The following is a 12,743-nucleotide window of genomic DNA, read 5'->3' as shown; positions in this document are numbered from 1 at the left end:
AAAGGGCGCGAAAGCGCCCTTTTTGTTGGCTGTCAGAACAGTTCGTGTGTCTCGCCGTTATCGATAAGCGTCGTACCCACTTCACGCACTGCCTGCTGGGTCGGTTGCGTCCCTTCGATAAAGTACTCCTGACGGCTGCTGCCACCACTCGCCAGTTGCCCGGTGCTGCGGTCGATATTGACCGTTATTACTCCCGGCGGCGGCGTGAGCGGCTCTTCCGGAACGCCTTCCAGCACCGCTTTCATATAGGCATCCCAGGCGGGCTGTGCGCTTTTCGCTCCGCCTTCATACCCGGAGATCTGATCTTTAATCGCGCCTGATGCGGTGGTGCGACCGAGATCGCGGCGGTGATCGTCAAAGCCAATCCATACCGATGTCACCACGCCTGGGCCGTAACCTGAGAACCACGCATCTTTAGAACTGTTGGTGGTCCCGGTTTTGCCGCCAATATCATTACGCTTGAGGTCGCGGCCTGCGCGCCAGCCCGTGCCTTGCCAGCCCGGTTCGCCAAAGACGTTACTGTTCAGCGCGCTCTTAATCAAAAACGACAGTGGCGTGCTAATCACATGCGGCGCGTACTCTTCTGCACCGCTGCGCTGCACCAGTGCCTGGTTTGCCTGCTCAAGTTGCGGCATTGGAACGGCGGTGTTTTGCTGCGTCTGCGAGGTGGCGACATTTTCCATGTCTTTATTTTCCAGCACGTTCGATTTCGGCGTGTCACCGTAAATCACCGGAATATCGCAATCGGCGCAGGCCACTTTCGGACGCGCTTCAAACAGTACGTTGCCCTGGTCATTTTCGATTTTACTGATGAAGTAAGGATCGATCAGGAAGCCGCCGTTAGCCATCACCGAATAGCCGCGCGCGACCTGCATCGGCGTGAAAGAGGCGGAGCCGAGCGCTAAGGATTCGGTATGCACAATGTTCTGTGCCGGGAAGCCAAAGCGCTGCAAATATTCCGCCGCATAATCGACGCCCATCGCACGCATTGCGCGCACCATCACCACGTTTTTCGACTGCCCCAGCCCCTGGCGCAGACGAATCGGGCCGGCATACTCGTCCGGCGAGTTTTTCGGCCGCCAGTCGGAACCCGCACCTGCATCCCAGCGGGAAATCGGCGCATCGTTCAGAATGCTCGCCAGCGTCAGGCCTTTGTCCATTGCGGCGGTATAAAGGAAGGGTTTGATATTTGAACCGACCTGACGCAGCGCCTGCGTTGCGCGGTTAAATTTGCTCTGGTTGAAATCGAAGCCGCCCACCAGCGCCATTACCGCGCCGTTATGCGGATTGATAGAAACCAGCGCCGAGTTCACATCCGGCACCTGCCCCAGCCACCAGGCATCATCAACCTGACGAACCCAAATCTGCTGACCAACCTGCACGGCATCCGTCACTTTGCGTGGCGTGGGGCCTTGCTGCGTATCTGAGCGGTAAGGACGTGCCCAGCGTACGCCTTCCATCTTCAGGGATACGGAGGAACCATCTGCCAGCATGGCGGTGGCTTCTTGTGGATCTGCACTGGTCACCACGGCCGGGAAAAGCGGCCCGTACGTCGGCAGCGTTTTCAGGGAATCGGTAATTTTTTTACTGTCCCATGCCGCTTCGCCCACTTTCCACAACACATTCGACGGCCCGCGATAGCCGTGACGCATGTCGTAATCCATCACGTTATTGCGTACAGCCGTCTGCGCGGCCTGCTGCACTTTGCGGGTGACGGTGGTGTAGACGCGGTAACCATCTTCGTATGCTTTTTCGCCGTAGCGGTTCACCATCTCCTGGCGCACCATCTCAGAGAGATACGGCGCGGAGAAGGCGATTTCCGGCGCATGGTAATTGGCGTCAATCGCTTCGCTGCGTGCCTCATCGGCCTGCTGTTCGGTGATATACCCTTCGCTCTGCATACGGGCCAGCACAACGTTGCGACGTGCTGTTGCGCGGTCGAGAGAGTAAAGCGGGTTGAACGTTGACGGCGCTTTTGGCAGCCCGGCAATGACCGCTATCTCGCTCAGGGTGAGCTGATCGACGGTTTTACCGAAGTAAACCTGCGCCGCCGCGCCCACGCCATAGGCGCGATAACCGAGGTAGATTTTGTTGAGGTAAAGCTCAAGGATCTCGTCTTTACTCAGCAGTTGCTCAATGCGGATAGCCAGGAACACTTCTTTAATTTTACGCATCATGGTGCGTTCCGGGCTTAAAAAGAAGTTACGCGCCAACTGTTGAGTAATGGTGCTCGCCCCTTGTGAGGCATGGCCGGAAAAGAGCGCGACGCTGGCTGCACGGAAGATCCCAACCGGGTCGACACCGTGGTGCTCATAGAAACGGCTATCTTCCGTAGCGATAAACGCTTTCACCATTTCAGGCGGAATTTGATTTAGCGTCAGCGGGATACGGCGTTTTTCACCGTATTGGGCGATCAATTCGCCATCAGCACTGTACACCTGCATTGGAATTTGCAGCCGTACATCTTTCAGCGTGGCGACATCTGGTAGCTGTGGCTCAATAAATTTGTACAGGCCGTAAATCGAGCCTGCTCCCAGCAGAATGCAAAAGACTGCAAGGATGAATAAATACTTTACGAACTTCACTGGAGATTTCCCATTTAGAGTCATTTGGGCAGTTTATAAACAACCGCGCGGTAGTATAAAGGCAAGCCTGAAGCATTGATATAGCGTCAAGGCGCGACGCGATAAGGAGATCGTAATTTATGACATTCAGGCATTGGCAAATTGGTCTGCATATTCAACAAGATGGCATATTCATTGTGGCGCTTGCCGCAGGTCGCTATGGGCAAGCGCTACGCCGCTGGTGGCACCTTCCACTTCCTCCCGGCGCGGTGGTGCAGGGGCGTATTAAAGCCCCGGAACAACTCCTCGAAACGCTGCGCCCCTGGCGTCACGCCTTGCCACAACGACACTGTGTGCGCATGGCGTTTCCCGCCGGGCAAACATTGCAAAGAAAACTGCCGCGCCCGGCAATCACGCTGCGCGAACCGGCGCTGACCAGTTGGGTTTCCCAGGCGATGGCGCGTGAGCTGGAAATGGCGGAAAGCGAGCTCTGTTTCGACTTCACCGAAGATGAAACGGCCCGAACCTACGGCGTGACGGCGGCACAAAATAAAGATGTGGCCGCGTTGCTGGAGATAGCCCGGACACTCTCTCTTCATCTCTCTTCTATTACCCCTGATGCCAGCGCACTTCAGGCGTTGCTGCCCTGGCTGGATTCCCCAATGCGCTGTCTCGCCTGGTGCGATGAGCGGCAATGGCTGTGGGCAACAAAAGAGAGCTGGGGGCGACGTGCGCGGGAAGAAGCAGAAGACGCCGTACAACTGGCGTCGTTGCTTGGGCTGCCCGCAGACGAAATCGCCCAATGCGGCGAGATGCCGGGTGGGTTCGATTGCTGGAGTGCCATCCCGTCACGTCAGCCGCCGTTACCGCAGGATGGTGGCCGTTATGCTGTCGCGCTTGGGTTGGCGCTCGCCAGGGGATACTGATGCGCCAGCCTGTCAATTTTATTCCCTGGCGGCAGCAGAAGCGGCGGCGCTGCCTGCGCTTCTGGGCGGCAACGTTTACTGTTACTGCGCTGGTCATCACGCTGTGCGGGCTGCTATGGCGAGCGCAAGCCGCCAATGATTTTAACCGCGCCAGGATCTGGCAGCAGTCGGATAACGCCGTGCTGGCGGGGCTGGTTGCGGGTGAGAAACCGCAGCGGCTGCGGTTAGCACAGTGGAAACTGGCGCAAGCGCGGCTGTTGCGTCGTCAGGCGACACAAGCGTGGCGGCAAACCCTGCTTGCCCTTGCGGCGGAACTGGGGCAAAAAGCCTGGCTGACGCAGCTTCGCTGGCGGCAAAACCAGCTTGAGCTCTCCGGGCTCGCCCGCAGTTTGAATGCCCTGAGCGAGCTTGAGCAGCGGCTCCAGAAAATAGCAGGTTTTCACCTGCAACCGATGGGCGCAACGATGCGCGATGCACAGGGACGCTGGCAATTTAGCTGGCAGCTAAACCGGGAGCAGGGCGATGTCATTCAACCTTGATACCTGGTTAGCCCTGCCGCCGCCTGTGCGGGTTATATGCTGGCTGGCAAGCGCACTTTGTGGGCTGTCGCTGGTGTGGTGGTTGAGCATTCGCCCGATACACAACGCGCAGGCCCACGCCGTCGCTCAACAAATGGCGCAGCACTCCGTGCGACAGGCGCAATGGCGTAAATTACGCGCCCTGTCACTGCCAGTTGAACATTCGCCGCTGCCTGATGCGCGCCGTTTCAGCCCGCTGGATTTTCAGGCGCAGGACAGGCAACTCATCCGCTGGCAGCCCGCACCAGGTGGGGGAGAACTGGTGCTGGAAACTCGCTGGCAACGGGTGGTTGAAACTTTCCCGCTACTGGCGGAACGCGGCATGTTGATCCCGGCGTTTTCTCTGGTCGCCAGCGAAGAGAGGCTGCAATTTACGCTGCAACTGGAGCATGACAATGATTAAACGCCTGCTCTTTGCCACCGGGATTGCTTTGCTTCTGTGCGGTATGCGCGACCCATTTCAGCCGTTGCCAGATCTTTGTCGCATTACGCAACTCAACGCCTGGCACTTTCACGGCGTGGTACAGGGCGGGCAACCCATTGGGATCGTAAGCGATGCTGCCGGGCGCTGGCATCGGGTGAGGGCTGGTGACACGCTTATTACAGGATGGCGGGTGTTGTCGGTCAGCCTGCATGAAATAGACGTCGCAACAGGAAGGGAGTGCGCTCCTTCGACCTGGCGCTGGAAACGAAAAGGAACTCAAAATGCGAAAATGGATAGCGAGCGTCGTGCTCTTTAGTCTGCCGGTGGCCTGCACTACGGCAACAAACCTGGTCACTCTCTCCGTCGATGAAGTGCCCGTCACCCAGGTGTTACAGGCGCTGGTAGCGCTGGAAAAACAGAATATCGTGATTCCGCCACAAGTCAGCGGCAACGTGTCGCTTAACCTGACAGATGTGCCCTGGCCCCAGGCGTTACATACCGTGGCGGCCAGTGCCGGATTAACGCTGAATCAGCAAGGTAATATCTGGCTGGTCCATACGGCTTCATGGCAGCAACAGAAGCAGGCGGAGCAGGAAGCGGCTCAGACAAAGCGCAAACAGAATGCGCCAAAGCTCACGCGTAGCATTACGCTGCGCTATGCGGATGCCAGTGAACTGGCGAAAGCCGGGGACAAATTGCTCAGCCCGCTGGGGACGATTACGGTGGATACACGGCTTAACCGACTGCTGGTCCGTGATAATAAAGAAGGGATAGCCGCGCTGGAAAAATGGGTCTCCCAGATGGACCTGCCGGTCGAGCAGGTTGAACTGGCGGCATACATTGTCACCATCAATGAAAAAAGTCTGCGTGAACTGGGCGTAAAGTGGGGGCTTGCTCAGGATACCCCAGCAACTCGCGGGCAAATGAGCGGTCTGTCGGCGGATCTCTCCGTTGCTACCGCCACCACCCGCGTCGGTTTTAATATTGGCAGCATTAATGCACGGTTACTGGAGCTGGAACTTTCCGCCCTTGAGCAACAGCAACAATTGGAGATTATTGCCAGCCCGCGCTTGCTGGCATCACACTTACAGCCTGCAAGTATCAAACAGGGCAGCGAAATTCCCTATCAGGTCGCCAGCGGGGAGAACGGAAATACGGCAGTGGAATTTAAAGAAGCCGTGTTGGGGATGGAAGTCACTCCAACCGTGCTGCCCGATAAACGGGTACGCCTGAAATTGCGCATCAGCCAGAATATGCCAGGACAGGTGTTGCAGCAGGCCGGGGGAGACGCGCTGGCCATTGATAAACAGGAAATTGAAACCCAGGTGGAGGTGAAAAGCGGCGAAACGCTGGCACTTGGCGGCATCTTCTCGCAGAAAAACACCGCCGGCCAGGCACGAGTTCCAGGGCTTGGGGCGATTCCCGGTTTCGGGCGATTGTTTCGCCAGGATGAAAAAGATAATGAACGGCGCGAGCTGGTGGTCTTTATCACCCCCAGGCTGGCAGCGGTACATTAAATCTGCCGTAACACCCCTTTTTACCCCGTAACTTGGCTCAGGTGTTTGACGTGAGAGTTGATTTAGCTTACAAGGAGTACCGATTTGAGCGTCAGTGGTCTCCGTATAGCAAAGCGTGGTGAGAAGGGTAACGTGTTTATTCAGTTGCCAAACAAGCCGGAGTACTGAGATAATTTTCGATCTGACTCTCGCACTATCGCATATGAGGTTTCAGTTCATGTCCTGCTACGCTGCGTGTCTGCGAAGCGGGTTTATCATCAACGAATAGTCTTAGTAGTACCGAAAAAATGGCAGAGAAACGCAATATCTTTCTGGTTGGGCCTATGGGTGCCGGCAAAAGCACTATTGGGCGTCAGTTAGCTCAACAACTCAATATGGAATTTTACGATTCTGATCAAGAGATTGAGAAACGAACCGGAGCTGATGTGGGCTGGGTCTTCGATGTTGAAGGTGAAGAAGGTTTCCGCGATCGCGAAGAAAAAATCATCAATGAGCTGACCGAAAAACAGGGCATCGTGCTGGCGACCGGCGGCGGCTCTGTGAAGTCTCGCGAAACCCGTAATCGTCTCTCCGCCCGCGGTGTGGTGGTTTATCTGGAAACCACTATCGAAAAGCAATTGGCTCGCACTCAACGTGATAAAAAACGCCCGCTTTTACAAGTGGACGCACCGCCGCGCGAAGTGTTGGAAGCGTTGGCCGACGAACGTAATCCGCTGTATGAAGAGATTGCCGACGTGACCATTCGCACCGACGATCAGAGCGCTAAAGTGGTGGCAAACCAGATTATTCATATGCTGGAAAGCAACTAATTCTGGCTTAATACACAGGCCTGCGGGTTTAAGCAACTAAGGTGGATGTCGCGTCATGGAGAGGATCACCGTCACTCTCGGGGAACGTAGTTACCCTATCACCATCGCGGCTGGTTTGTTCAACGATCCAGCTTCCTTCGCGCCTCTGAAGTCTGGTGATCAGGTTATGCTGGTCACCAATGAGACACTGGCTCCGCTCTATCTTGATAGCGTTCGCCGCGTTCTTGAACAGGCTGGCGTCAACGTTGATAGCGTGATTCTGCCAGACGGCGAGCAGTACAAAAGCCTGGCGGTTATGGACACGGTCTTCACCGCACTGTTGCAAAAACCTCACGGGCGCGATACCACACTGGTCGCGCTCGGCGGCGGCGTTATCGGTGATTTAACCGGCTTTGCTGCGGCCAGCTACCAGCGCGGCGTGCGCTTTATTCAGGTGCCGACCACGCTCCTTTCTCAGGTTGACTCCTCCGTTGGCGGTAAAACGGCGGTAAACCACCCCCTGGGCAAAAACATGATTGGCGCGTTTTATCAGCCTGCGTCGGTTGTGATTGATCTTGATTGCCTGGCAACCCTCCCTGCCCGCGAATTGTCCTCCGGCCTCGCGGAAGTGATCAAATACGGCATTATTCTCGACGGCGAGTTCTTTAACTGGCTTGAGGAGAATATGGATGCGCTGCTGCGTCTTGATGGCCCGACGCTGGCGTACTGTATTCGCCGCTGTTGTGAGCTTAAAGCTGATGTCGTCGCTGCCGATGAGCGGGAAATGGGCTTACGTGCTTTACTGAATCTGGGGCATACCTTCGGCCATGCTATCGAAGCGGAAATGGGCTACGGTAACTGGCTGCACGGTGAAGCCGTTGCCGCCGGTATGGTGATGGCGGCACATGCGTCAGAGCGCCTCGGGCAGTTTAGTACTGCCGATACGCAGCGTATTAAAGCGTTGCTCAAACGCGCTGGTTTGCCGGTTCACGGGCCGCGCGAAATGTCCGCGCAGGCTTACCTGCCGCATATGATGCGCGACAAAAAAGTGTTGGCGGGAGAGATGCGTTTAGTGCTCCCGCTGGCAATAGGGAAGAGTGAAGTTCGCGGCGGAGTGTCGCACGACGTAGTACTTGGCGCTATTGCTGATTGCCAGCAGGCGTAACGATTAGAAAGGTCTGGTCACGCGCTGCGTGGCGTTTAACTTCGGGCGATATGCATGACGTGGCATACGCCTTTGTGTGGGGTGTTAAATGGATGAATTCAAACCAGAAGACGAGCTGAAACCCGATCCCAGCGATCGTCGCCCTGGTCGTTCTCGTCAATCTTCCGAGCGTGTCGACGATCCGCAGATCAACTTTGATGATGTTGATGTGGATGCCGACGATCGCCGTCCTTCACGTTCCCGCCGGGCGCGTGATGAGCGTGAAGAAGAGAGCTACGAAGAAGATGAAGCCGCTCTGGACGAGGAGCGGGAAGAACGTCGTCCGCGTAAGCGTAAGAAAGCCGCCGCCGCGAAGCCAGCCTCTCGTCAGTACGTAATGATGGGCGTTGGCATTCTGGTGCTGCTGCTGTTGATTGTCGGTATCGGCTCTGCGCTGAAATCCCCCGCACCGACAACAAATAACGAACAGAATCCATCGGGCGAGAAAAGTATCGATCTCTCCGGTAATAATGAAAATGCGGGCATGACCGCGAGCCCGGCAGATCAGGCAAATGGCGCACAGCCAGCGCCAGGTACTCAGCCGCAGGCCGCAGACAATGCGCCAGCCCAGCAAGATGTCTCTCTGCCGCCGATTTCCTCTACGCCGTCGCAAGGTCAGGCACCGGCAACACCGGAAGGGCAAAATCGTGTGGAAGTGCAGGGCGATCTGAATACGGCGCTGTCACAGCCGCAAAACCAGACGCAAATCGATAATGCCGCCACTTCGACCCTGCCAACAGAACCGGCCACGGTCGCGCCGGTGCGTAATGGCAACGGCAACGGCGCAGCAACTCACCAGCAGCCAATGTCCGGTGAAACGCCGCGTACTGAACGCAAGCAGATGGTGATTGAGCCGAAACCGGCCGTGAAAGCGCCCGTGGCGAAAGCCGAGCCAAAAGCGGAATCAAAACCGGTTGCGCAGACGCCGAAACGTACTGAAACCACCGCGAGCGCGCCGGTGAAAGCACCTGCGGCAACCGCGACCCCTGCGCAGCCGAAAGCGACTGCCAGCGCGGCACCTGCGACGAGCGGCGGCACCTCAACCGGGAATGTCGGTGCGCTGAAATCTGCGCCAGGTAGCCACTACACCCTGCAACTGAGCAGTTCGTCGAACTACAACAACCTGAATGCGTGGGCGAAGAAAGAGAACCTGAAAAACTTCGTGGTCTATCAGACAACGCGTAATGGTCAGCCGTGGTATGTACTGGTGAGCGGTGTGTATGCGTCGAAAGACGAGGCAAAACGTGCTGTTGCCGCGCTGCCCGCAGATGTCCAGGCGAAAAACCCGTGGGCTAAGCCGCTGCATCAGGTTCAGTCCGATCTGAAGTAATGTATAAAGCGCAGGATGCTGTCGGAGCTTTCTCCACAGCCGGAGAGAGTGTAAGTAATCAGTCAGCATGAAAAAGAATCGCGCTTTTTTGAAATGGGCAGGGGGCAAGTACCCCCTGCTGGACGATATCGGAAGGCATTTGCCCCAGGGCGAATGCCTGATCGAGCCGTTCGTCGGCGCGGGTTCGGTGTTCCTTAACACGTCGTTCTCCCGCTATATCCTTGCTGATATCAACAGCGACTTAATCAGTCTTTATAACATCGTCAAAGACCGCCCCGATGAGTACGTTCATCATGCGCGGGCGCTGTTCGTCCCGCAGGCGAATCAATCCGAGGTGTATTACCGGCTGCGCGAAGAGTTCAACCAATGCCAGGATCCTTTCCGGCGCGCGCTGCTGTTTTTATACCTCAACCGGCATGGCTACAATGGCCTGTGTCGTTACAACCTGCGCGGCGAATTTAATGTACCGTTCGGGCGCTATAAAAAGCCCTATTTCCCGGAAGCTGAGTTGTATCACTTCGCAGAAAAAGCGCAGAATGCCTTCTTTTACTGCGAATCTTACGCTGAGAGCATGGCGCGTGCGGACGTGAACTCCGTTATCTACTGCGATCCGCCTTACGCACCGCTTTCTGCGACGGCGAACTTTACGGCTTACCACACGAACAGCTTTAGTCTTGAGCAGCAGGCTCATCTGGCCGCGATTGCGGAAAACCTGGTGCAGAACCGGATCCCGGTGTTGATTTCCAACCATGACACGCTGTTAACGCGTGAATGGTACCGTCAGGCAAAATTGCATGTGGTGAAAGTGCGACGCAGTATCAGCAGTAACGGTGGGACACGCAAAAAGGTGGATGAATTGCTGGCGCTCTACCGCCCGGCTCCCCTGTAACACCGCGTTCACCGCGCCGCCAGCCTGCCGAACCCTAATTTCTCAAGGAGATGCGGATGAAACAGTATTTAATTGCCCCTTCAATTCTGTCGGCTGATTTTGCCCGTCTGGGCGAAGATACCGCCAGCGTGCTGGCCGCCGGCGGCGACGTCGTTCATTTCGACGTGATGGATAACCACTACGTGCCGAACCTGACTATCGGGCCGATGGTGCTGAAAGCGCTACGCAACTACGGCATCACCGCGCCTATCGATGTGCATCTGATGGTCAAACCGGTCGACCGCCTGGTGCCGGACTTCGCCGAAGCTGGCGCCAGCATCATCACTTTTCATCCAGAAGCCTCTGAACATATTGACCGCACATTGCAGCTTATCAAAGAGCATGGCTGTAAAGCGGGGTTGGTGTTTAACCCGGCCACACCGCTGAGTTATCTGGATCATGTAATGGATAAGCTGGACGTCATTTTGCTGATGTCCGTTAACCCCGGTTTTGGCGGCCAGTCTTTTATTCCACACACGCTGGACAAACTGCGCGAAGTGCGCCGTCGTATTGATGCTTCTGGCCTGGATATTCGCCTGGAAGTTGATGGCGGTGTGAAGGCGAGCAACATTGGTGAAATCGCTGCCGCAGGCGCAGATATGTTCGTCGCGGGTTCGGCGATTTTTGGCCAGCCGGATTACAAACAGGTTATTGATGAAATGCGTAGCGAACTGGCGAAGGTAAGTCATGGATAAAATGCAGTTGATTCAGGGTGTCGCGTTCGATCTCGACGGCACGTTAGTAGACAGTGCGCCGGGTCTGACGGCAGCCGTGGACAGCGCGTTATATGCGCTGGAGCTCCCGCAGGCCGGCGAAGCGCGCGTGGTAACCTGGATTGGGAACGGCGCGGATGTGCTGATGGAGCGCGCGTTTAACTGGGCCCGCCAGGAGCGTGCTTTTCAGCGCGTCTCGCAGGGCAAACCTGATATTGATACCGGTGATATTCCGCAGGCAGAGCAGATCGGGATGCTGCGTAAACTGTTTAATCGCTACTACGAAGAGACCGTCGAAGAGGGCAGTTTTCTGTTCCCGGATGTGGCGGAAACCCTGGTGGCGCTGCACGCCAAAGGCCTGCCGCTGGCACTGGTGACTAACAAACCGACGCCGTTTGTGGCACCGCTGCTGGAAGCGCTGGATATCGCCAAATACTTTACCTTCGTGGTCGGCGGCGATGATGTGGTGAATAAAAAACCGCATCCGGAACCGCTGCTGCTGGTGTGCGAAAAACTGCATATTCAACCGCATGAGTTACTCTTCGTCGGGGATTCCCGCAATGATATTCGCGCCGCGCAGGCGGCAGGCAGCGTCTCTGTTGGCCTGACGTATGGGTATAACTACGGCGAAGCGATTACCTTAAGTGAGCCGGACTACGTGTTCGACCATTTTAAAGATTTACTGCCCGCACTCGGGCTCCCGCTCAGTGAACATCAGGAAATGAAAAATGACTAAGCCCATCGTTTTTAGTGGCGCACAGCCCTCAGGTGAACTAACCATTGGCAACTATATGGGTGCGCTGCGTCAGTGGGTGAACATGCAGGACGACTATCACTGTATCTACTGCATCGTTGACCTGCATGCCATTACCGCGCGTCAGGATCCGCAAAAACTGCGCAAGGCGACGCTGGATACGCTGGCGTTGTACCTGGCGTGCGGTATCGACCCGCAGAAAAGCACTATCTTTGTGCAGTCCCACGTTCCTGAACATGCCCAACTGGGCTGGGCGCTAAACTGCTACACCTATTTTGGTGAGCTGAGCCGTATGACCCAGTTCAAAGACAAATCCGCGCGCTATTCAGAAAACATCAACGCCGGTCTTTTTGACTACCCGGTGCTGATGGCGGCGGATATTCTGCTTTATCAGACCAATCAGGTGCCGGTGGGTGAAGATCAGAAACAGCATCTGGAGCTGAGCCGCGATATCGCGCAGCGCTTCAACGCGATTTATGGCGATGTGTTTAAAGTGCCTGAGCCGTTCATTCCAAAATCCGGCGCGCGCGTGATGTCGCTGCTGGAGCCGACCAAGAAGATGTCCAAGTCCGACGATAACCGCAACAACGTTATCGGCCTGCTGGAAGATCCAAAATCGGTGGTGAAAAAAATCAAACGCGCCGTGACTGACTCGGATGAGCCGCCGGTTGTGCGTTATGACGTTGCCAACAAAGCGGGCGTTTCCAACCTGCTGGATATCCTCTCTGCGGTGACCGGTCAGAGCATTGCCGAACTGGAGCAGCACTTCGAAGGCAAAATGTACGGTCATCTGAAAGGTGAAGTGGCGGACGCCGTTTCCGGCATGCTGACCGAGTTGCAGGAGCGTTATCATCGCTATCGCAACGACGAAGCTTTCCTGCAACAGGTGATGAAAGAGGGCGCGGAAAAAGCCAGCGCGCGTGCTTCTGAAACGCTGAAAAAGGTTTACGAAGCGATTGGGTTCGTTGCGAAACCGTAATGGATTGAATGCCTGATGGCGCAGCTGCCATCAGGCAT

13 protein-coding genes are annotated in these 12,743 nt (G+C 56.2%); 12 read left to right on the top strand and 1 reads right to left on the bottom strand.

Features of this window, described 5'->3' with window-relative positions:
• Positions 1-32: 32 nt before the first annotated feature.
• Positions 33-2,585, bottom strand: a complete 2,553-nt coding sequence (gene mrcA / locus Q5705_05200; GenBank protein WLI77954.1) for a peptidoglycan glycosyltransferase/peptidoglycan DD-transpeptidase MrcA — start codon at positions 2,583-2,585, stop codon at positions 33-35.
• A gap of 119 nt (positions 2,586-2,704) precedes the next feature.
• Here mrcA and Q5705_05195 point away from each other — a divergent pair, with 119 nt between their 5' ends.
• The 12 genes from Q5705_05195 (at position 2,705) to trpS (ending at position 12,705) form a co-directional block, all read left to right on the top strand.
• On the top strand, positions 2,705-3,490 hold the full coding sequence (locus Q5705_05195) for a DNA utilization protein HofM (GenBank protein WLI77953.1): 786 nt from the start codon (positions 2,705-2,707) through the stop codon (positions 3,488-3,490).
• A complete protein-coding gene (locus Q5705_05190) occupies positions 3,490-4,029 on the top strand; it encodes a PilN domain-containing protein (protein WLI77952.1) in 540 nt (179 codons plus the stop codon). The genes Q5705_05195 and Q5705_05190 overlap by 1 nt, the downstream gene beginning before the upstream one ends.
• On the top strand, positions 4,013-4,471 hold the full coding sequence (locus Q5705_05185) for a hypothetical protein (protein WLI77951.1): 459 nt from the start codon (positions 4,013-4,015) through the stop codon (positions 4,469-4,471). Before Q5705_05190 ends, Q5705_05185 begins: the two co-directional genes overlap by 17 nt.
• Entirely contained in the window at positions 4,464-4,808 is a 345-nt protein-coding gene (locus Q5705_05180) for a HofP DNA utilization family protein (GenBank protein ID WLI77950.1), read from the top strand. The genes Q5705_05185 and Q5705_05180 overlap by 8 nt, the downstream gene beginning before the upstream one ends.
• Positions 4,774-6,009 (top strand): DNA uptake porin HofQ, encoded by a 1,236-nt coding sequence (gene hofQ, locus Q5705_05175; protein WLI77949.1) that lies wholly within the window; start codon positions 4,774-4,776, stop codon positions 6,007-6,009. Before Q5705_05180 ends, hofQ begins: the two co-directional genes overlap by 35 nt.
• A 287-nt stretch (positions 6,010-6,296) precedes the next feature.
• A complete protein-coding gene (gene aroK, locus Q5705_05170; protein WLI77948.1) occupies positions 6,297-6,818 on the top strand; it encodes a shikimate kinase AroK in 522 nt (173 codons plus the stop codon).
• A 55-nt stretch (positions 6,819-6,873) separates the two neighbouring features.
• Entirely contained in the window at positions 6,874-7,962 is a 1,089-nt protein-coding gene (gene aroB / locus Q5705_05165) for a 3-dehydroquinate synthase (protein ID WLI77947.1), read from the top strand.
• A gap of 88 nt (positions 7,963-8,050) precedes the next feature.
• Positions 8,051-9,331, top strand: a complete 1,281-nt coding sequence (gene damX / locus Q5705_05160; protein WLI77946.1) for a cell division protein DamX — start codon at positions 8,051-8,053, stop codon at positions 9,329-9,331.
• Between the two features lie 67 nt (positions 9,332-9,398).
• The gene (gene dam, locus Q5705_05155) at positions 9,399-10,220 is read left to right on the top strand and encodes an adenine-specific DNA-methyltransferase (GenBank protein WLI77945.1); all 822 of its coding nucleotides are present in this window, start codon (positions 9,399-9,401) and stop codon (positions 10,218-10,220) included.
• A 56-nt stretch (positions 10,221-10,276) separates the two neighbouring features.
• Positions 10,277-10,954, top strand: a complete 678-nt coding sequence (gene rpe / locus Q5705_05150; protein WLI77944.1) for a ribulose-phosphate 3-epimerase — start codon at positions 10,277-10,279, stop codon at positions 10,952-10,954.
• Positions 10,947-11,708 carry a phosphoglycolate phosphatase gene (gene gph / locus Q5705_05145; GenBank protein WLI77943.1) on the top strand — a complete coding sequence of 254 codons (762 nt, stop codon included), beginning with the start codon at positions 10,947-10,949 and terminating at the stop codon, positions 11,706-11,708. The genes rpe and gph overlap by 8 nt, the downstream gene beginning before the upstream one ends.
• Positions 11,701-12,705 (top strand): tryptophan--tRNA ligase, encoded by a 1,005-nt coding sequence (trpS, locus tag Q5705_05140; GenBank protein ID WLI77942.1) that lies wholly within the window; start codon positions 11,701-11,703, stop codon positions 12,703-12,705. Before gph ends, trpS begins: the two co-directional genes overlap by 8 nt.
• Positions 12,706-12,743: the final 38 nt, after the last annotated feature.

The organism is Kosakonia sp. H02, assembly GCA_030704225.1.
GTDB lineage: Bacteria > Pseudomonadota > Gammaproteobacteria > Enterobacterales > Enterobacteriaceae > Kosakonia.
Note: the sequence above shows the minus strand (reverse complement) of the source record. Positions and strands in the feature narration are given on the sequence as shown.

Coding starts and splice junctions, on each gene's coding strand:
- aroB (WLI77947.1), top strand. CDS start 6,874: ATGGAGAGGATCACCGTCACTCTCGGGGAACGTAGTTACCCTATCACC.
- damX (WLI77946.1), top strand. CDS start 8,051: ATGGATGAATTCAAACCAGAAGACGAGCTGAAACCCGATCCCAGCGAT.
- dam (WLI77945.1), top strand. CDS start 9,399: ATGAAAAAGAATCGCGCTTTTTTGAAATGGGCAGGGGGCAAGTACCCC.
- aroK (WLI77948.1), top strand. CDS start 6,297: ATGGCAGAGAAACGCAATATCTTTCTGGTTGGGCCTATGGGTGCCGGC.
- trpS (WLI77942.1), top strand. CDS start 11,701: ATGACTAAGCCCATCGTTTTTAGTGGCGCACAGCCCTCAGGTGAACTA.
- Q5705_05190 (WLI77952.1), top strand. CDS start 3,490: ATGCGCCAGCCTGTCAATTTTATTCCCTGGCGGCAGCAGAAGCGGCGG.
- Q5705_05180 (WLI77950.1), top strand. CDS start 4,464: ATGATTAAACGCCTGCTCTTTGCCACCGGGATTGCTTTGCTTCTGTGC.
- Q5705_05185 (WLI77951.1), top strand. CDS start 4,013: ATGTCATTCAACCTTGATACCTGGTTAGCCCTGCCGCCGCCTGTGCGG.
- rpe (WLI77944.1), top strand. CDS start 10,277: ATGAAACAGTATTTAATTGCCCCTTCAATTCTGTCGGCTGATTTTGCC.
- gph (WLI77943.1), top strand. CDS start 10,947: ATGGATAAAATGCAGTTGATTCAGGGTGTCGCGTTCGATCTCGACGGC.
- Q5705_05195 (WLI77953.1), top strand. CDS start 2,705: ATGACATTCAGGCATTGGCAAATTGGTCTGCATATTCAACAAGATGGC.
- hofQ (WLI77949.1), top strand. CDS start 4,774: ATGCGAAAATGGATAGCGAGCGTCGTGCTCTTTAGTCTGCCGGTGGCC.